Origin of the sequence: Slackia faecicanis, assembly GCF_003725295.1 — a bacterium.
In the GTDB taxonomy this organism is placed as follows: domain Bacteria; phylum Actinomycetota; class Coriobacteriia; order Coriobacteriales; family Eggerthellaceae; genus Slackia; species Slackia faecicanis.
The window spans coordinates 256,843-275,926 of record NZ_QICB01000003.1; the positions used below are offsets into that span (position 1 = coordinate 256,843).

19 protein-coding genes and 1 pseudogene are annotated in these 19,084 nt (G+C 62.9%); 7 read left to right on the plus strand and 13 right to left on the minus strand.

Annotated elements, in window-relative coordinates; translation table 11 throughout:
* Nucleotide 1 precedes the first annotated feature (1 nt).
* From rpsM to infA, 3 genes are all read right to left on the minus strand, one after another.
* Nucleotides 2-370, minus strand: coding sequence for a 30S ribosomal protein S13 (gene rpsM / locus DMP07_RS06065; RefSeq protein WP_123198239.1), 369 nt, complete (start codon nt 368-370; stop codon nt 2-4).
* A 22-nt stretch (nt 371-392) separates the two neighbouring features.
* Nucleotides 393-506 carry a 50S ribosomal protein L36 gene (rpmJ, locus tag DMP07_RS06070; protein ID WP_006363204.1) on the minus strand — a complete coding sequence of 38 codons (114 nt, stop codon included), beginning with the start codon at nt 504-506 and terminating at the stop codon, nt 393-395.
* Between the two features lie 199 nt (nt 507-705).
* Complete coding sequence (gene infA / locus DMP07_RS06075) at nt 706-924, minus strand: translation initiation factor IF-1 (protein ID WP_123198240.1); 219 nt, start codon at nt 922-924, stop codon at nt 706-708.
* A gap of 635 nt (nt 925-1,559) precedes the next feature.
* Between infA and DMP07_RS06080 the strand changes: the two genes are divergently transcribed.
* Together DMP07_RS06080 and DMP07_RS06085 are read left to right on the plus strand one after the other, a co-directional pair.
* Nucleotides 1,560-2,702 (plus strand): threonine aldolase family protein, encoded by a 1,143-nt coding sequence (locus tag DMP07_RS06080; RefSeq protein WP_123198241.1) that lies wholly within the window; start codon nt 1,560-1,562, stop codon nt 2,700-2,702.
* A gap of 111 nt (nt 2,703-2,813) precedes the next feature.
* Nucleotides 2,814-3,257 carry a universal stress protein gene (locus DMP07_RS06085; protein WP_123198242.1) on the plus strand — a complete coding sequence of 148 codons (444 nt, stop codon included), beginning with the start codon at nt 2,814-2,816 and terminating at the stop codon, nt 3,255-3,257.
* Between the two features lie 193 nt (nt 3,258-3,450).
* Here DMP07_RS06085 and tsaE read toward each other — a convergent pair whose 3' ends face one another.
* Together tsaE and DMP07_RS06095 are read right to left on the minus strand one after the other, a co-directional pair.
* A complete protein-coding gene (tsaE, locus tag DMP07_RS06090; protein WP_123198243.1) occupies nt 3,451-3,906 on the minus strand; it encodes a tRNA (adenosine(37)-N6)-threonylcarbamoyltransferase complex ATPase subunit type 1 TsaE in 456 nt (151 codons plus the stop codon).
* A 250-nt stretch (nt 3,907-4,156) separates the two neighbouring features.
* Nucleotides 4,157-5,053 carry an acetamidase/formamidase family protein gene (locus DMP07_RS06095; RefSeq protein ID WP_123198244.1) on the minus strand — a complete coding sequence of 299 codons (897 nt, stop codon included), beginning with the start codon at nt 5,051-5,053 and terminating at the stop codon, nt 4,157-4,159.
* A 405-nt stretch (nt 5,054-5,458) separates the two neighbouring features.
* Between DMP07_RS06095 and DMP07_RS06105 the strand changes: the two genes are divergently transcribed.
* Nucleotides 5,459-6,400, plus strand: coding sequence for a DMT family transporter (locus DMP07_RS06105; RefSeq protein WP_123198246.1), 942 nt, complete (start codon nt 5,459-5,461; stop codon nt 6,398-6,400).
* A 248-nt stretch (nt 6,401-6,648) separates the two neighbouring features.
* Here DMP07_RS06105 and DMP07_RS06110 read toward each other — a convergent pair whose 3' ends face one another.
* Nucleotides 6,649-7,587 carry a beta/alpha barrel domain-containing protein gene (locus DMP07_RS06110; RefSeq protein ID WP_123198247.1) on the minus strand — a complete coding sequence of 313 codons (939 nt, stop codon included), beginning with the start codon at nt 7,585-7,587 and terminating at the stop codon, nt 6,649-6,651.
* 265 nt (nt 7,588-7,852) lie between these two features.
* Between DMP07_RS06110 and DMP07_RS06115 the strand changes: the two genes are divergently transcribed.
* On the plus strand, nt 7,853-8,383 hold the full coding sequence (locus DMP07_RS06115; RefSeq protein ID WP_123198248.1) for a hypothetical protein: 531 nt from the start codon (nt 7,853-7,855) through the stop codon (nt 8,381-8,383).
* A gap of 119 nt (nt 8,384-8,502) precedes the next feature.
* On the opposite strand, the gene DMP07_RS06120 is transcribed toward DMP07_RS06115, so the two are convergent.
* Nucleotides 8,503-10,002 carry an FAD-dependent oxidoreductase gene (locus tag DMP07_RS06120; protein WP_123198249.1) on the minus strand — a complete coding sequence of 500 codons (1,500 nt, stop codon included), beginning with the start codon at nt 10,000-10,002 and terminating at the stop codon, nt 8,503-8,505.
* A gap of 256 nt (nt 10,003-10,258) precedes the next feature.
* On the opposite strand from DMP07_RS06120, the gene DMP07_RS06125 reads away from it, so the two are divergent.
* A complete protein-coding gene (locus DMP07_RS06125) occupies nt 10,259-11,857 on the plus strand; it encodes a helix-turn-helix transcriptional regulator (protein WP_123198250.1) in 1,599 nt (532 codons plus the stop codon).
* A 177-nt stretch (nt 11,858-12,034) separates the two neighbouring features.
* Here DMP07_RS06125 and nadE read toward each other — a convergent pair whose 3' ends face one another.
* Both nadE and DMP07_RS06135 read right to left on the minus strand, forming a co-directional pair.
* Complete coding sequence (nadE, locus tag DMP07_RS06130) at nt 12,035-12,841, minus strand: NAD(+) synthase (RefSeq protein WP_123198251.1); 807 nt, start codon at nt 12,839-12,841, stop codon at nt 12,035-12,037.
* 79 nt (nt 12,842-12,920) lie between these two features.
* On the minus strand, nt 12,921-14,081 hold the full coding sequence (locus tag DMP07_RS06135) for a pyridoxal phosphate-dependent aminotransferase (protein ID WP_123198252.1): 1,161 nt from the start codon (nt 14,079-14,081) through the stop codon (nt 12,921-12,923).
* A 247-nt stretch (nt 14,082-14,328) separates the two neighbouring features.
* Between DMP07_RS06135 and DMP07_RS06140 the strand changes: the two genes are divergently transcribed.
* Nucleotides 14,329-15,201 carry a hypothetical protein gene (locus DMP07_RS06140; RefSeq protein WP_123198253.1) on the plus strand — a complete coding sequence of 291 codons (873 nt, stop codon included), beginning with the start codon at nt 14,329-14,331 and terminating at the stop codon, nt 15,199-15,201.
* A gap of 78 nt (nt 15,202-15,279) precedes the next feature.
* Here the strand turns inward: DMP07_RS06140 and DMP07_RS06145 are convergent, their stop codons facing one another.
* Nucleotides 15,280-15,873 carry a cysteine hydrolase family protein gene (locus DMP07_RS06145; RefSeq protein WP_123198254.1) on the minus strand — a complete coding sequence of 198 codons (594 nt, stop codon included), beginning with the start codon at nt 15,871-15,873 and terminating at the stop codon, nt 15,280-15,282.
* Between the two features lie 257 nt (nt 15,874-16,130).
* Here DMP07_RS06145 and DMP07_RS06150 point away from each other — a divergent pair, with 257 nt between their 5' ends.
* Entirely contained in the window at nt 16,131-16,769 is a 639-nt protein-coding gene (locus DMP07_RS06150; RefSeq protein WP_123198255.1) for a helix-turn-helix transcriptional regulator, read from the plus strand.
* Nucleotides 16,770-17,043: 274 nt separating this feature from the next.
* On the opposite strand, the gene hypB is transcribed toward DMP07_RS06150, so the two are convergent.
* The 3 genes and pseudogenes from hypB to DMP07_RS06165 all read right to left on the minus strand — a co-directional run.
* Nucleotides 17,044-17,700, minus strand: coding sequence for a hydrogenase nickel incorporation protein HypB (gene hypB, locus DMP07_RS06155; RefSeq protein WP_123198256.1), 657 nt, complete (start codon nt 17,698-17,700; stop codon nt 17,044-17,046).
* Nucleotides 17,701-17,992: 292 nt separating this feature from the next.
* Nucleotides 17,993-18,358 (minus strand): annotated as a pseudogene (locus tag DMP07_RS06160) (hydrogenase maturation nickel metallochaperone HypA/HybF); the annotation flags it as partial.
* Nucleotides 18,359-18,778: 420 nt separating this feature from the next.
* Nucleotides 18,779-19,084: S-layer homology domain-containing protein (locus tag DMP07_RS06165; RefSeq protein ID WP_148039647.1), on the minus strand; the 306-nt coding region annotated here is incomplete at its 5' end.

A 19,084-nucleotide genomic window follows, 5' to 3' on the forward strand; every position in this document is an offset into this window, starting at 1 on the left:
CCTACTTCTTCTTGCCGCCGATTTGACGCTTGGGACCCTTGCGGGTGCGAGCGTTGGTGTGGGTGCGCTGACCGCGAACGGGAAGACCCTTGCGGTGACGCAGGCCACGGTAGCAGCCGATTTCCATAAGGCGCTTAACGTTCTGAGAAACCTCGCGGTGCAGGTCGCCCTCGACCGTCAGGTTCTCGCTGATGTATTCACGGATCTTCTGAAGATCATCTTCAGAGATGTCCTTGACGCGGATGTCCGGGTTGACGCCGGTTTCCGCGACGATCTTCTTGGCGGTGGTGTTGCCGATGCCGTAGATGTAAGTCAAGCCGATCTCAATGCGCTTCTCGCGAGGGAGGTCGACACCGAAAAGACGTGCCATAGTTTAGCTAGCCTTCCTCTCTTTAACCCTGACGCTGCTTATGACGAGGATTCTCGCAGATCACGAGCACCTTGCCATGACGTCGAATGATTTTGCACTTGTCGCACATCTTCTTGACCGAAGGACGGACCTTCATGTTTGTCTCCTTTGAATGTGCGGCTTCCCTTTGGCCGACGGTTCAACCGTTGGGGAACCCTACTGTCTTTTACTCTATGCAACACGCCCAGCCGCAGGCGATGGTTGTCATGTCGTGCGTTGTTTCGGACACGCGGCCGCTGCTTTTAAGCGCAGAAATGCACCCTGTGTTTCGACGGGAGTCGGAGCAGAGCGGGTGCTTACTTGAAGCGATAGGTGATACGGCCGCGAGACAGGTCGTAGACCGACAGCTCGACGGTTACCTTGTCGCCCGGCAGGATTTTGATGTAGTGCATGCGCATTTTGCCGGAAATATGCGCCAGAATCTGATGGCCGTTCTCGAGTTCGACCTTGAACATCGCGTTCGGAAGGGCCTCGAGGACCGTGCCTTCAAGTTCGATGACGTCTTCTTTTGCCAAGAATCTTCCTTCTTCACTCATCGTTTGCTTAAGCAACAGCCGAAAAATTATACCAAAATTTTCTTTCGTGTGCACGAAATTCATTTTGGCATCACAAAAGACAGCGCCTGAGCAGCTGCCTCGTCACATTCTATCACGTTTGACGCGTTTTTTACCGATCGACCTGCGGTATTTTCATTTTTCCAACCATTTATCTTTAACGTCTGATTACTGAAAATCTGCTAGTTTCAAGAAGTAACTTTAGCTAATTTTGCAACGATAGGCCGCGAAAAAACGTCCGGAACAACGCGCATTCCGTTCCGTTCCGCCTTGCCTTGCCTCGGCGCGCTTTCCAAAGGCCGCTGGTCGAAAAACCTCTCTCGCACAAGCTTCGCGCGAACCTCGCGCGATCCTCGTTCAGACTTTCTGCGATCATCGCTCGGGCTGCGCGCACCCCTCCCCCGCGCGAGGGCCGCCGCATGCCCCGGCCCCCTACATGCCCCGAGCTTCCGCGCGCCACGTCTTTCCGCGCGCCGCCTTGCGCCGCGCATCGACGTCCTCCGGCGCCGCGCGGCCGCCGCTTTCCAGCCGCCGTATAATCGACGCCGACCAACAGCGATGCGACGGCCCCTTCGTCGCCGACCGAAAGGCATTCCATGCACAGCTTCCGCAACGACTACATGGAGGGCGCGCACCCGTGCGTCCTCGAGGCGTTGGTGCGCACCAACGCCGAACAGCACCCCGGCTACACCGAAGATTCGCGGTGCGCCGCCGCCCGCGAGCGCATCCGCCGCGCCATCGCGCAAAGCGACCGCGCAGGCGCGCTCGCACGCGCGGGTGTAAACCCCGAAACCCTGCAGGTCGAATTCGTCGCAGGCGGCACCATGGCGAATCTGGTCTCGATCGCCACGTGCCTAAGGCCCCATGAATGCGTCATCGCCGCGCCCGACGGGCACGTGAACGTGCACGAAACGGGCGCCATCGAAGCCTGCGGCCACAAGGTGCTGGTGACCGCCGACCCCGACGGCCTGCCGAGCATCGCAGGCATCGACGCCGTGATGAAGGAGCACGAATACGGCGGCAACTTCCACATGGTCAAGCCGCGCCTCGTTTATATGTCGCTCGCCACCGAAACGGGCCTGGTCTGCACCGCCGCGCATCTTGCCGAGCTGCGCGCATACGCCGACGAGCACGGCCTGCTGCTGTTCATCGACGGCGCGCGCCTCGCCTGCGGACTGGCCTCGCCGCGCTGCGACGCGACGCTGGCCGACGTATGCGCCGCTGCCGACATCTTCACGATCGGCGGCACCAAGAACGGCGCACTGTTCGGCGAAGCCATCGTGATCCGCAACGCCGACGCAGGCCGCGAATTCCGCTACGTCATGAAGCAGAAAGGCGCCGTATGCGCCAAAGGAAGGCTTCTGGGCGTGCAATTCGACGCGCTCTTCGGCGTCACGGGCGCACAGGCAGGCGTCGCCGAGGCTGAAGGCGACGAGCCGCTCTATCTTTCGCTCGGCCGCCATTCCGTGGCCGCGGCGCTGAAGCTGCGCGACGTGCTCGCATCGCACGGATTCGACGCCTTCGAAAGCGACTCTTCCACCAACCAGCAGTTCCTGAGGCTCGATAACGCCACGGCCGAAGCCTTCGCGCGCGCCTTCGACGCCGATATCATCGCGCGACCCGACGACTCCTCCACCGTGGTGCGCATGACGTGCTCGTGGGCCACGTCCGAAGACGACATCGCAGCCGTCGACGAGCAGCTTTCCCGCATGGGCGACAACGCCGGCCGCACGGCGTAACGAAAGGGCAACGCGCAGGACACGAAACGCCGGCGCAGACGCCTTAGAACGCTCGAGTGGTAGAATGAAAGCGTCCTTGAAAGCAGGGACGTTCTAAGGTCAGGAGCAGCCATGACGAAGAAATACACCCGCATTTTCGCCGCGCTCGACGGCGGCAAAACCCAGGACATGGTCGTCGACCGCGCCATCGAGCTCGCCGAAGGCGCCAACGCGTCGCTGATGTTCGGCCACGTGGTGGATTCGGTTCCCTACGAGGCCGCCGGCACCGATTTCGCCGCCCTTGCGGCCGACATGAAGGCGAAGCTAGAAGAATCCATCGCCGACAAGCTCGAAGCCGCGCGCAACAATCCTGCGATCCCCGAGGTGCAGGTGGTCGTGAAGGCGGGTCGCATCACCGAGACGCTGAGCGAGCAGATCATCGAGCCGTACGAGCCCGACCTGGTCATCTGCGGCGAACGCGGCCTGTCCAACATCAAGTACGTGTTCGTGGGCAGCGTGTCCACTTACCTGATCCGCAACCTGCGCTGCGACGTGCTGGTGGTCAAGGAAGACTAGCGCGCTGCCGCGAAAACGACGCGCATATGCAAGAAGGGTTCGACCTTGCGGGGTCGAACCCTTCTCTTTTAGAGGGGCCTTCTTTATATAAGGGCTCTTTTCTCAAGTCCCTTTGCGCGGCGAAACAAGATCGTTCAGGGCGTACGTTTTGCCCTCCGCACCCGAAACTCCCCCGCAGCGCGCCTTCCGACGCCTATGCTTCCAGCGAGGCGGCAAGCGCATGCGCTCGCGGACCCGTGGCCGTCACGTCGATCACGCGCGTGCCGTCGGCGCGAACGGAGAAATCGAGCAGCAGATGATCGTCGGGCGCGGCCTCGTCGAACTTGTCGCCCCACTCCACCAGCGAGACGCCGTCGCCTTCGGTGATGCCGTAATAGTCGATATCGTCCAGTTCGTCGGCGCTTTCCAGGCGATACAGGTCGAAGTGGTACAGCGGAAGACGGCCGCCGCGATATTCGCACACCAAATTGAACGTCGGGCTGGTCGGCACGTCGGCAAGCTCGAGGCCGCGCGCGAACCCTTGCGTGAAATGGGTCTTGCCCGCGCCCAGGTCGCCGACGAGCAGAATGACGTCGCCCTCTTCGGCGCAGCGGGCCATGCGTTCGGCGTAGCTCTGCGTCTGTTCCACCGACGTGCTGATAATCTGCATCGGTATCCTTTCTTAATATTAGTTACTTTAAGTAATCTAATATCTTATTCGATATAGATATACATTCGACTGCACTTCAGCTGCTTCGAGTGTCTCTCACTCGAAGCAGCAAACTTAAATAATGCAACATCGAAATATAAATCTAATTTCCTATGAAAATTAAACATCCTAAAGGGATTGACATTCTTTAGGATGCTTAAAGCGTAAATAGCAACTTAGTTTCTTAAAGTTACTTTATTTCCTAACTGCTCTACAGTACGAACCCATACGCCTCGAGCACATGCTTGGGAACCATGAAGCGGACCGTCTTCTCGGGATCGACCATCTGGCACACCTCCACGTTGCCGCACAGGCTGAACAGCATGACCAGCTCGGCGGGATCTTTGCCCGTGCGATCGGCCACCAAATCGACCATGCGGTGCACGGCGCCGTCTGCGGCGGCATCGAGCGTCTCGGCGGAATAGATCACGCCGAACTCCGTCTCGTTCTCGATCAGCGGCGTGTCGATGGCAAGCTCAGGCAGCGCGGTCAGGGTGACCGTGGCATGGCCCGCCGCCTCGGCGCCGGAAACGCTCACTTCACCATCGCCCATCACGGCATGCATGTCGCCGCAGCCGAACAGCGCGCCGTCGACGGCCACCGGGAAATACAGCGTGGCGCCAGGGGCGACCTTGGTGTTATCCATGTTGCCGCCGTGGGCGCCGGGCGTGCCGCAGTTCACGGGCTCGCCCGCGGGGGCCACGCCGATCACGCCGATCATCGGGGTCAGGGGCAGGCGCACCTGCTCGTCCCACACCAGCTCGTCGCCCTCGATGCGGCACAGGCGCGTGCTCCAGCATGAAAGCTTGTCGCCGTAGACGCCTTCGTCCTTGCCGGTGCAGCTGGCGGTCTGGCCGTCGAACTCGATCGCGTCGATGCTCACCTTCAAAGCGCCGCCCGCCACGGCCCCTTCCACATACACCGGGCCGGTGGCAGGATTGATCGCATCCCAATCGATCGAATCGAGCTCGTCTTCGGGGGTGCGAACCTGGTTGCCGAAACAGTCTTTCGTGCGAATGCGCACCGTGTCGCCCGATTTCACGGTGATCACGGGCTCGAGGTCTTTCGAAAACGCGTAGAGAACCTTGTCGTCGGAAAGCTCGATCATAGGGCCTGCCTCCATTCCGTCGTGAAAACACTTTCGCCCATCATACCCGCAAAGCGGCATGAAGCAACACGGCGCACCGCCGCACCGCCGCCGCACGCAAGGATGCCGCGCGACCGCTTTTCATCGACGCCCTCCGGAAACGCGCCCGCCGCACGACGCCTCATGCAACGAAGCTTTCGGCGACGTTCTTGGAAAACGCCCGGCACATGGCGTCCGGCGCACGACACGACGAACGGAAGCCATGCCGACGGCACGCCCCGAAGGCCGTCGCGCCGAACGCTGTGAGGCATCGCCGCGGCGATGAAGAGCGCGTCCGGCAACCTGCTTCGTCGCGACCGATGCTGCGAAACCCCGCGAACCGCTGTATGCTGGCAACGTATCCACCCCGCCCTGCGAAGGAGCGCCATGCAGTCCGACACAAAAACGCCCCGCGCGGCCGGCGCCGACGCGGCCCCGCGCCATTCGACGAGCCGAACCGGCGCGTCTTGGATAACGGATAACGCCGGGCTTTTGGCCACGCATCTCGCCGTGCTCCTTTTCGGCCTGGTGGGTCTGTTCGCCAAGGTGGTCGCGCTGCCCGCCATCATCTTGGTGCTGGGCCGCACGTTCTTCTCGTCGGCGTTTCTGGGAGCCTACCTGGCGTTCAAAAAGCAGCGCTTCGCCCTGAAAACCCGCGGCGACTACCTGCTGATCGCAGCCGCGGGCGTCATCCTTGCCGTGCACTGGACCAGCTTCATGCAATCGATCCAGGTGTCCACCGTGGCCGTGGGCACGCTGACGCTCGCCACCTTCCCGCTGTTCAGCGCCGTGCTCGAACCGATTCTGTTCCACGAGAAGATGCGCGTCTCCGACATCGCATGCGCGCTCGTCATGCTGGCAGGCGTCGGCTTCATCGTGGACGATTTCAGCCTTGACGGCACCATGGCCCAAGGCGTGCTCTGGGGCCTGCTCAGCGCATTCACCTATGCCCTGCTCTCGCTTGCGAACAGGCGTTTTTCAAGCGGATATCCGGCCTCGCTCGTGTCGTTCTACGAGCAGGCCATAGCTACTGCCGTGCTGCTTCCCGCCCTGTTCGTATTCAAGCCCGCGCTTTCCGCCTTCGACATCGGCATGCTCGCCGTCATGGGCGTCGTGTTCACGGCGATCGCCCACACGCTGTTCATCAGCGGCCTGCGCACGGTGAAAGTGCGCACGGCGGGCATCATCACCGGGCTCGAATCGGTGTACGGCGTGGTGGCGGCCATGCTGTTCCTCGGCGAAATTCCCGGCATCCGCGAAATCATCGGCGGCGCGATCATCTTGGCCGTGGCCTTGTATTCCACGCTGGCCTCCACGCGCAGCAGCTGACGCGCGGCGGAGGGACGGCCGTGCTTCGCCGCACGGCGGCATAACGGCCCGCTCTTTCGCCGTCATGACGGGCCGCCTTTTTCGCAGAGCCGCTCGGGCCCGCCGTCTCATAAGAACACGGCGGACGACCGCAATCGCGAGGCAAAAGGCCTGGCGGACAAAAGAGCGCGACCTGCCGCCCGAGACGAAAGAAGGGCCCCTTTCGGAGCCCTTCGAATCATGCGATGCGTTCTGCGTGTGCGCGATGCCTACAGCGCGAAATCCTCTTCGCCGTTGAACACCTTGAGCGCACGGTCGACATCGTAGTCGGCCAGCGTGATGGCGCTGATGGCCTTAGTCAAGCGCACCGCCTCATCCAGGCTGCGCTGGTGGATGTTGCGGCCCGTGGCGTTGCCGCATGCGCCGCCGATGTGGATCTGGTCATGCAGCTGCGTGAGGAAGGTCTGCGCATCCACGGTGGAACCGCCCGCGCACACCAGGCCCGTGCGGCCTGCGGCGGTAGCGGCGATCTTGAGGCTTTCGGCAGACGTGGCCTCGTCGGTGGCCTTCGGCGGGTTCACCTTGACGAAGTCGGCGCCCAGGCACAGCGCGACGCCCGCGGCGCCCGCGATCAGGGCAGGAGCCTTCTCGTCGGCGACGGCCTTGCCGCGCGGGTAGATCCACAGCACCACGACCAGGCCGGCCTCGTGGGCCTCGGCGATCAGCTGGCCCGCCTCGGCGAGCATGGTGGATTCGTATTCGCTGCCCAGATACAGGGTGTAGCCCAGACCCACCACGTTCACGCCTTCGTCGCGCATGGCCAGCACGGCCTGCAGGTCATGCAGCTGGGGGCTGTAGGGGTCGTCCTGGGCGGTCTTGACCAGGTTGGTCTTGGAGTTCATCTTCACCAGGTAGTTGACCTCGGGATAATCGGCCGCATAGCGGGCGATCAAACCGCGCTGGCCCGCCAGGACGCCGCAGACGCCCTCGGAGCCGATCTTGAAGAGATGCTCGGGATCGAGGTCGGCAGGATCGATGCCTTCGCCGTAGAAATCGCCGTTGAGATGCTCGACCTTCTGGTCGCATGCAAACAGCATCAAACGGCCCGTGCCGCGCGTCGCAGCCATGTAATTGTCGATGTAGGTCTCGCGTGCGTCGCGGGGCACATCGACAGGCACCTTCACCTGATCGCGATCGATCTTAGGCATGATGTTCCTCCTATATAAAGGTTGCTTCATGACGTCGCCTGCGTACAGGGCACGCGACAGATTCTCAGTGTAAATGAAAAGGAACCTCGGCCTTCCGTCGATCACGGCAACGGCAACGCGGCGGATGCGGACGGCGCGGCGAACGGCAGACGGCGCGGCAAGAACGGATGCAGGCCGCTTCCTGTATATGCAACGGAGTTTCCACGGTTCGACCGGCACGCCATGCCGACCCGGTAGAATCGCACCGAGAGACGAGGAGGAAGCCATGCCAGATTCCGCAACCGATAAAACCGCCGCGCCCGAAGCCGTCGAACAGGTCGACGAGCGCGAAAACGGCGCCGAGCAGGCGGAGGACCCGACATACGGCATCACGCGCGAAGAAGCCCACGAGCTGCGCATGCTCATAGCCACCGAACGCGAAGGCGGCGACATGGCCTATGCGGCGTTTCACAGCCTCTGCCCCACGGGCGAGGAATACGCCTTCGACGACAAAGCCTGCGCGATCTATCGCCTTTTGGACAAGCGCGGCCTGATCGAAGGCGCCGATACCGAAAACGGGTTCTTGTTCTTCAACCTGACGCAGCGCGGCCGCGACGCTTCGGCGGCCTACGACGCCGCGCACGCAGACGACGAAGCCGCCCCGAAAAAGCGCATGCCGTCCATTTCGCTGCCGAGTATTTCGATGCCGCACGTCGAATTCGACAAGACCGTCGTCATGACGAGCGCCGTCACGGCCGCCGTGGTGGGCCTGATCGCCGGCATTCTGGGCGCGTTTATCGGAAACGCCCTGCTTTAGGACTCGAACCGCCGCGCGCGATCGCGCATGCAACCGAATAGAAACGCAACGAAGGGGCGCCGACGGAATCGGCGCCCCTTCTAGCAAGGGAGGGTTGCTTCGGCAGGATCGAGAAAAGCCTAGGCGCTTTCGGACTGCAGAGCAGCAACCACGGCTTTGCCCGTGACCAGGCCCGAACCGGCGTTCGGGGAAAGGTCGGAGCCGCTGTCGGGAGTGGTCGAGCCGCAGCAGTACACGTTGGCGATCGGGTTGCCCTGGCTGTCCACCATCTGGCTGTCCGTGGCGATCTTCAGGCCGCCGTGAGTCTTGTAGCGGAAGGGGAAATGCTTCAAAGCGTAGTAGGGGGCTTCCAGCTTCTCGAGGAACAGCTTCTTGCCGAAGGCGGCGTCTTCGCCCGCGTCGACGAAGCCGTCGTACTCGGCGAAGGTGGCCTTGAGGTTGTCGGCAGGAACGTCCATGGCGGCAGCCAGGTCGTCGAGCGTGTCGCACGGGCCGACCAAGCGATCCTCATGCGCGTTCATGTTCATCTCGACGTTCCAGGCCTGAGAGCCCTCGATGAGCTGGTGGTCGAAGATGGTCCACCAGAAGCCGAGGCCCAGTTCGGCGGCGGCGTCCGGGGAGTCGTGAGACTGGTCTTCCTTGATGAAGCGACGGCCCATCGGGGTGACCTGGACGTTACGGCCGAAATAGCCCCAAACCGTAACCTGCGCGAGGTCGCTCATGCGGTTGGATTCCATGTCCATGTGAGCGTACACGCCGCCGATGGAGCGGCCGAGCTCGTGGCCCTCGCCCATGGAGTACACCGTCAGCGGGCACAGCTCGGCCTGCTGGGGCATGTACTCGGAAACCATGACCTGGTTGCAGGAGAAGCCGCCCGTTGCCAGAACGATCTTCTTCGCCTTCACGTCGATAATCTTGTCGGTCTTGGGGTCGACGAAGCGAACGCCCACCGGGTTGCCGTCGGCGTCGACGATGAAGTTCGTCGCCTTGCGGTTCAGCTCGACGGTAGCGCCCTTGTCCTTGAGGCCGTTGATGAGCGGGGTCAGGACGGAGGTCATGTCGCCGATGCCGTGCAGCGGAAGCAGCATGGACGTGGGAGCGCCCGTGTCCTTGTACTCGTCGAGCGGCTGGAACTGCGCGCCGTAGTCGGCCTCGACGCGGTTGGCCCACTCGGTCTGATACAGATACAGAGCCTTCTTGTACTCCATATCGTCGGTCTCGCCCTTCTTCTCGAGGATGGGAGCGTACTTCTCCCACTTCTCCTCGGGGTTGCCGTCGATGCCGGCGCGCTTCTGCACTTCGGCGCCGGAGACGTTCATGACGCCGCACGCCATGAAGCTCTCGCCGCCGTAGGTGTCGCGCTTGTCGGCGAGCATGACCTTGTAGCCGGCCTCGACCGGATCCATGGCCGCGGAAAGGCCCGCGATGCCCGTGCCGATAATCAGCACGTCGGTTTCTTCAGCGAACTCGACGGGGGCAGATCCGACGACGGTGTCGCCCTCTGCGCCGCCCTTGGATCCTCCCGGAGCGCAGCCCGCGAGCGCCGTTCCCGCAACGAGAACCGCGCCGGATGCGATGGCGCCCTTCAGGAAGTTACGTCGATCAAGAGTCGTTTCCATAATGTTCCCTCCTCATTCGATGCCGGCTTCCCCACCGGCCCCTCGATAATGGACCGAGAGCTTCGCAAACGCACCGTACAAAATGGACTATTTTTACATTTGTCCTGTTCAAAAGCGTCAAAATGATAGCTGCAACAGGAGGTGAAAACAGATTGCGCACGCCGGTTCCAACGTCCGCGCAAACGCGAATACGACCCGTACGCCATACGACGAGCGCGCACCCGTCGTATACAATGGTCACCGTAGGAGGAGGGTCATGAAAACAGAACACGCGCGCAACGCGGCCCGATCGTGGCTGCCGGCGCTCGCTATCATCGTCGGGTACGCCACGTTTCGGGCCGCGAACTCGTCCATATACCTTTCGCGGTTCGCGCAGTCGCCCGAATCGTTCATCTTCATGACCGAACCCGCGTTCAATATCACGTCGGCGTTGGCCACCGTGATATGCGCGATCGCAGTCGTGGCCCTGTGCGCCATGGGCCGTCTCAAGGAATTCTCGATGCCGGTGATTCCCGCCGTCGTCATTCTGTTCTGCGGCATGGGCGCCACCGCGCTCGAAGGCATGGCTCCCCTTCCCGCCGATATCATCCTGGCGTTTTCGGTGATTGCGTTCGCCGTGGGATCGATCATGCTGAAAATGGCATGGATCGAGCTGTTCGCGCACGAGGCGCCCCGCCAAGCCATCATCCAGATCGCGTGCGCGGGCATCGCGAGCGCCGTTCTGCAGTACGGCCTTTCTATCCTGGGCGCGTTGCGAACCATTGCGCTGACCGTCGTATTTCTGGCGCTGAGCGCCGCGCTGCTGATCGCGGTGCGCAATGGCATGAAGAAAAAAGAGCCGCGCATCCTGGAGCACTGGCACCCGCATAGAAATAACGCCCCGTGGAAAAACGCCGTGGGGGAAATCAGCGATGCGCTGCTGGCCCTATGCGTGCTCGAGGCTGTCATCGGCCTGATCAACAGCTTCATGCTGGCGGCATCCATGACGTTCGCGGGCGCCGCGGGCATCCCCAGCGCCGCCATGGCGATCGCAGCCGCGCTGTTCTGCTTCGCCGCGCTAATCAGCCGGCATCTGCCTGCCGCATCGGCCATGTTCCGCGTGGCGTTTCCCGTCGTGGCGGCCATGGTGGTGTTCGTCCCTTTCGCCAGCGAGGGCTACACGCGCCTGTTCAGCACGGTGCTTCTGGTGGGCTACGATTTCGTCGCGCTGCTGCTTCTGTACCAGGTGGCCTACGCTTCGCATAAGTTCAACGTGTCGAGCTACGCCCTTATGGCGCTGTTCTCGGGCTGCACGAAACTCTGCCTGCTCGCGGCGCTTGTGATCGGCGGCGTGTTCGGCGGCAGAGAAAGCGCGGCGGGGTCTTCCACCGTGAGTTTCCTCGTGCTGGCATGCGCGGTGATTTACATTCTGGCCATCGCGGCCGTCCTGCTGTCACGCGACCGCAGGAAGCGCACGGCGCTGAAAGACGCGGCCCGCGAAGATGCTTCCGCACCCGCCCGCGCGGCGGAAAGCGAAAATGCCGAAGCGAGCGGCACGCACGACGACGCCCGCTGCGATGCGGCCGCCGTAAGCCCTGGCGAAGACGGCGCGGCGAAGCAGCAGCCCGACGAGGGCGAGACGGTCGCGGCGAGCGAAGAGGAATCCCTCGAAACCACCTGTCGCCTGCTCGCCGAAAAGCACGGGCTCACCGGCAGGGAGACCGAGATTCTGGGATACCTGGCGCAGGGCCGCACCAACACGCGCATCGCCGAAGACCTGTTCATCTCGCCTTCCACCGTACGCGGCCACATCAGGCACATCTACACCAAGCTCGACGTGCACGACCGCCAGGAACTCATCGACCTGTTCCATTAGGCGGCGCGCGTCGCGAAAACATATCGCATAAGAAAAAGACGCCGAGCGAGCCGAATCCCTCAACGCAGAAGACCCCTATAGAAGAAGCAAAGCATCATCTGCCCACCTATAGGGGTCGCTGCATATTCGGGCCCGGTTCACGAGATGTCCTTCTCTCGCAACAGCCCGAAAGGCCGGCTAATATGCGATCGGCGCGAACGGCGGCTCCAGCGCGCGCTTGAACGCATAGGCGTCCACGCGACCGGTCACGCGCTCCACCTCGGCGGCATCGTAGCCCGCCGCGACAAGCTCCTCGCGGCTTCTGCCGTGTTCCGCGTAATCGATCAACAGGCGGTCGAGCTCGGCGTACGACCCCAGCGTGTCTTCGTCGCGCTGACCGGGAGCCAGCTCGGCGCTCGGCGGCTTGAGCAGCACATGCTCGGGAATCGGCGCTACGGCGCCTTCGGCCTGCGCCTTCTCGTTCAACCAGCGCGACATGGCGAACACATCGGTCTTGTACAGGCCGCCGATCGGCGCGAACGCGCCCGCGGTATCGCCGTAGAGCGTGGAATAGCCCATCATGGCCTCGCTCTTGTTGCCCGTATTCACCATCATCCAGCCGTGCGCGTTGGATAGCGCCATGAGCACCACCATGCGACATCGGGCCTGGGTGTTTTCGGCGGCAAGCCCGCGCGACATGATGCAGTGCGGGCCCAACGCGTCCACGAACGCCTCGAAGGGCTTGTCGATCGAAATCCGTTCGGCCCTGATTCCCAGATTAAGAGCAAGCTCCTGCGCATCGACCAGCGAATGCTCGCTCGAATACGGCCCGGGAAGCATGTAGCCGTGCACATGGTCGGCGCCGAAGGCATCGACGCACATGCAGGCCACAAGGCTCGAATCGATGCCGCCCGAAAGACCCAGCACAGCGTCGGTCATGCCGATGCCGCGCGCGAACGACGCCAGGCCGTCCACGCACGCGCGGTATTTCGCCTCCATATCCACAAGCATTCCTTTCCCGGGCGCTTCGACGCCCTGCGAATCGTGCGAACCTCGTCTGCGCCGCGTACGCCGGCGCAATGTCCTAAAGCCCTGCGGCCTCGATCGCCTCGACCGCGCGCTGCAGGCCCTCGGGCGGCAGGACCAGCGCCATGCGCACGTAGCCTTCGCCGGAGGGGCCGAAGCTCGCGCCCGGCGTCACGATGACGCCCGCGCGCTCCATCAGCTCTTCGCAAAACGCCATGGAATCGGTGCGACCGTTAGGCAGTTTCGCCCACACGAACATGGTGCCGTGCGCGTTGGGCCTGTCCCAGCCGATGCGCTCCAGGCCGTCGCACAGCGCGTCGCGGCGGGCCTGGTACTTCATGCGCTGCTCTTCCACGTGATCGAGCGGGCCGGTCAGCGCGGCGATCGCCGCCTTCTGGATGGGCAGGAACATGCCGAAATCGATCTGGCTGCGCAGCTTGGAGAATGCCGCTACCACATCGGCGCGGCCCACGATGAAGCCGATGCGCGCGCCCGTGACGTTGAACGATTTGGACAGCGAGAAGAATTCGACGCCCACCTCGAGCGCGCCCGGATAGTTGAAGAAGCTCATGCCCGCGGGGCCGTCGTAGACGATGTCGCTGTAGGCGTTATCGTGCACGATCAGCAGGTCGTGCTCGCGCGCGAAGGCGATCACCTGCTCGTACACCTCGGGCGTGCCCACGCTTCCCACCGGGTTCGAGGGCAGCGACACGATCATGTATTTAGCGCGATCGGCCACCTCGGGATCGATGTTCGCCACGTCGGGCAAGAAGTTGTTCTGCGCGTTGAGCGGGTAGTATTCGAGCTTGGCGCCCGCCAGAAGCGCGCCCGCGCGAAACACCGGATAGCACGGGTCGGGCACAAGAACGCTGTCGCCCGGATCCAGCATGGCCATGCCGAAGTGGCCCACGCCCTCCTGCGTGCCGCTGACCGACGCCACCATATCGGGCGTGATGCCCTCCACGCCGAAGCGGCGGGCGTAGTAGTCGCACACGGCCTGCTTGAGCTCGGGCAGATCGCCCAGCGCGTACTTCCAGTTCTGAGGGTCGCGAGCGGCGTCGGTAAGCGCCGTGACCACGTTATCGAACGGCTCGAAATCGGGCGTGCCGATCGAGAGGTTGTAGATGGTGCGGCCCTCCGCCTCCAGCTTGAGACGGCGGGCGTTCAGCGTCGAGAATACCTCGTCGCCGAACGAATCGAGACGCGAAGAAAACTGCATAAGACACCCCTGACTGACAAGAATCGCGCCGATGAGCGGCGCGTTCGCGTTGCGTGCCGGACGCCTTCCCTGCGCGACCGGCAATAAGTTCGCCTATTGTACACCCGTGCCGGGCCGCGGCACCCGCCGCATCAGGCTCTTCGCAACCCCTCCCCTTCCCGCGCGCGCAACGAAAGCTTGCCGGATTTTGCCGCCGCCACGAATCGTTGGTATGCTTGGGCGAACGAAAATCGCCCGAAAGGAACCCATGAAAGCCATCGACGTCATATCGCGAACCATCGACGCACGTCCCGACCGGGAATCGATCCGCTGGATCGATTCCACCCACATGAAGCAGTACCGCTTTTTGAGCATCGCAGGCCTGACGGGCTGCTTCGTCTGCCTGTTCGGCCCCATGGCGTCGCTGCCCGTGTGGCTGCAGCTGCTCGGCCTGGGCGTGGGCATAGCCTGCATCGTCTTTCGCACCACGGCGCGCAAGCGCTTCGAAGACGGCATCGCCTCGATGCTCGACATGAAATGCGACCCGGCCCTGTACTGCCGATGGACCCTGGCGTTTCTGGCGGCGGGACGGCCCACGGGCAGCTACGTGCGCGGCGTGTGGAATTACGCCTACGGCCTGATGTGGCAGGGGCGCTGGCACGACGCGATCAAGCTGGTGCGCACGATCGAGCCCGACATGAGCGATCCCGGCGTGGCGTTCGCCTACGACAGCTTCATGGCCGATTGCGCATTCGCCCTGCGCGACCCCGACAAGCTGACGTCGTATATCCAGGCCATGAAGCGCATTCCCAACCGCCGCGTGGCCAAAGAGGCCTACGAGCACGCCGCCGAGCTGGAGCCTTTGCGCGACCTGCTGCTGCTCGAGCGCGACGGGAAGTTCGACGAAGCGAGTGCGATCGTCGACCGCATCTTGGCCGACCAGGGACTTCTTCCGATCGAGCGCCTGCTGGCCACGCTGCACAAGGCCGAATGCTGCACCGACCCCGCCGAAAAGCGCTCACTGCTCGATTACGTGATCGCGAACGGCGGCACCACCTGGTGCGTCGCGCGAGCACGCGAGCTGCAGGCCCGGCTTGCCGCGCAGCAGGCATATGCGCCCGAAATCGAAAGCGTACGGTAAGCTATAAATCACGAAGACCCGCCTCCCATACTTCGCGCAGGGAGGCGGGTCTTTCTTTGCGTGGAACGTGCCGAACGTCTACGACAGGCTGGCGACCACGGAATCGGTGGTCACGACGCGGCTGTCGTAGCAGCGTGTGAAGTAATCGAGGCCCTGCTCCTGCGTGCCGATGAGGAACGTGCCGCACGCATCGGCCGGCACGACGGTCTTATAGCCGCGGAAATACGCGCCCGCAAGCGTCTGCAGCACACAGATGTTGGTGTCGCAGCCGAAGGCGATCAGCGTGTCGACGCCCAGCTCGCGCAGCGTCAGGTCCAGATCGGTCTGGAAAAAGCCGTCGTAACGGCGCTTCGGAACCAAGTAATCGGATTCCTGCACCTCGAATGCATCGAGGGGGCGGGCGGAATCGGTGCCAGCGATGCCATGTTCGCCCCACAGCTCGATTTCCTTATCGAGGCCGGCGATGTGCGCGTCGTTCGAAAACACGACGGGCACGCCGGCGGCGCGAGCGGCCTTCACGATGCGCACCGCGTTATCGGCCATCTCCTCGAGGCCCGGCACCACGCCGCCGCTGCCGCCCAGCACGTCGATCACGAGCACCGCCGTGCGGGACAGGTCGATTTCGCTCGACTGCTGCCAAGGGGTGGATTGCGCTTCGGGAAGATAGGCCATGATGCGTCCTTTCGTAAACGGAATCGGTCGAACCATTGTAACGTGCGAACGCACCTGGCATGACGGGAAGGCGTCGCAAGGACGAAGGAATCGGACGCTATGCGCTATCATGCGCGGCAGCAATCCCACGACACATCGCCCGACGGCAGAACGTTTTGACAAATGACGGCAAAACGCCCGATAAAACGCGTGTCAAACACTTTTAGCTGCACAATTCGACTTCGCTTCATACGATGCGGCATGTCGAAAGGAGCATCATGGACATCAGCAACCAGATCAAGAAGCGCCGCACCGACATGGGGCTTTCTCAGGAAGAACTGGCGGAGCGCATCTACGTATCGCGCCAGACCATTTCGAACTGGGAAACCGATAAAACCTACCCCGACATCCAGAGTTTGCTGATGCTCAGCGTCCTTTTCGACACGACGATCGACGTGCTCGTGAAAGGAGACTTGGAAGTGATGGAGAAAACCGTAGCATCGGCCGATGCAAAAAAGATGCGCATCCTTGAAATAGGCATGTTCGTCTTGCTGGCGCTCATGATTCCGTTCGCCCTGGCGGGCATAACGCTGTGGGGACCTCTCGGAGTTTTGCTGGGACTGGCTCCCTGGGCGGCGTCGATGGCAGTGGCCGTGGTCATCGAGCGCATGAAAATCGAAAACGACGTGCAGACGTATCGCGAGATATTGGCATTCGCGAAGGGCGAAGCCGTCGATCGCTCGGCCCGCACGGATCGCACGATGGCCCGTCAAAGAAAGCTGAAAGCGGCTTACGGCGAAAAGCCGCTTTGGAAGGCGCTCGTGCGCGGATTGGGAATCGGCATCGTCGCCGTCGCCCTCGGCGCAATCGCGGGCTATGCGAGCGCGATGCTGTTCGATGCGGCCTTGCCGTTCTAGCAGGCGCCGCCCCATCGCGAACTCGCGACCGACAAACGCGAACTCTTTACGCGACTTCCGATTTTTCAAGCAGTATAAAAAGAAGGAGCCGGGCATGCTAGCTCCTTCTTGGTTCATCGCCACACATCGCGCATTGCGCCTCGCGCGCTCGACGTAACAGGTCGCACGCTATGCGCCGCACGTCATGCGAAGTACACCGCCCGCCACAAGATCCCGCCTTGAGGCAACCCGCCCTGAAGGCATGCACCACGCGGCACAGGCCGATCGCAACAAGCTATGCGCGGAATGCCTCGATTTTCGCGCGCAGCCAGTCGGCCCATTCGTCCACGCCTGCGCCCTTGGTGGCGGAAATCGGGAAGATCGGAGCCGCGGGGTTGAGCTGCGTCACCGCGTCGCGGAACGCCTGCTCGTCGAAGTTGAACACCTCCATGGTGTCCACCTTGTTCAGGATGATGGCCTCGGACGCCTGGAATACGCCGGGGTACTTGAGCGGCTTGTCGTCGCCTTCGGGCACCGACAGAATCATCACCTTGGCGCCCTCGCCCAGGTCGAAGTCGGTCGGGCACACCAGATTGCCCACGTTCTCGACGATGATCAGGTCGAGGTTGTCCAGGTCGAGCGCATCCACGGCGCGACGGATCATATCGCTTTCCAGGTGGCACGCGCCGCCCGTGTTGATCTGCACGGCCGCGATGCCCTGCGCGCTGATGCGAGCGGCATCCACGTTGCTGGCGATATCGCCCTCGATGACGGCGATGTTGTATTCGTCGCGCAGGGCCTCGATCGTGGCCAGGATGGTGGACGTCTTGCCCGAACCAGGGCTTGCCAGAAGGTCCAGGACGAACACGCCCTTCTCTTTGAACAGCGCGCGATTGTCGGCCGCAAGACGGTCGTTCTTATCAAGAATAGGCTGCTTCATATCTATTTTCATGACATTCCTTTCGTCATTGCGAACAAAATCGGGCGGCAGACAGAAACCTTTGCGTAAACGCTGCGCATGGCCGGCAGCAAGCAAACGGCAGACGTCAATCGAACATCGTGCCCCGCGCTCGATGCAAGGCACGCATCACGCACCCACGCGAAAACGAACGCGCAACTTCAGGCGTGCGCTACGCAGACGCGACATCGCCCTGGGCGGCATCGGAGCCCTCGTCGGAACCGCCAGAACCATCAGGGCCGCCGACACCCCCGCCGGAGCCATCAGGGCCGTCAGCGCCCTCGCCGTCATCGGGGTCGTCGCCATCCGGCAGATCGACCTCGATGCTGTCGATGCGAAGCTCTTTGCCCGATATCAGCTCGCCGAACCCGCCGCATTCAGGGCACGACACATGGAAGCGATCGTGCTCGTACACGGTTCCGCATTCGGTGCAGCGGCTGCGCGGCTCGACCATGGTTATCTCGAGCTGAGCGCCTTCATAGAGCGGGTCGCGGTCGGTCAGCGCCTCGAATGCGAACTGCAGCGCATCCTCGATCGCCTCGGTCATGCGACCCACCGAAAGCGACACCTTGAGCACCTTCAGCGCGCCGTTGGCCTGGGCGGCCTGCGTCACGCTGTCCACGACACCCGTCATGATTCCCAGTTCGTGCATACTATTCCTTTCGAATCGGACCGGGCGAAAGCCCCGTGCCGCACATGAGCAACGCCACCATACTGGAAAGTCGCACGCCGCAAGACGCGCGCTCGGCAAGCGCGACCCTAACGTCGCATGCTCCGCCGGCAGCATGTGCGCGGCGAATCCGCAGCGCGAAAATCCATGCCGAATACGACAGTGTTGAAAACATCGCGGCCGAGCGGTCGGCCTCATGAAGCGACCTACGGCGCACGCCCCATCCTATCGCAGGAATGCGAGCGAAGCCGTGCCGTTTCCCCATTCGGGCCGAATCTCCCCGAAATAGGGAAAGCGTCTGACGCGAAACGCGGAAGCCGGCATCGAAGGCGAAGCCATCCGCCCGCAAGCGCAAAAGAGCCGCCCCAGAGGGCGGCTCTTGGTGCCGGATTGCGCAGAACGCTATACGTACAGGCCGTTGATGAAGCGCATCACCACGGCGGCCGTCTCGGCGCGGGTGGCGCCGCCCTTCGGGTCCAGGCGGCCGGTGCCGTCGGCGTGGCCGCGCAGCAGGCCCTCGGACACCGCCCACGACAGGGCCTCGGAGGCCCAGTCGGACGCCTGGCCGCCGTCGGGGAACGCGGACAGGTCGGCGCGGCCGGAGACGTCCAGGCCCAGGTGCTTCGCGTAGCGCATGGCGAACACGGCCATCTGCTCGCGGGTCACCGGGTCGTCGCCGCCGAACTCGGAGCCGTCGCCGTAGCCGTT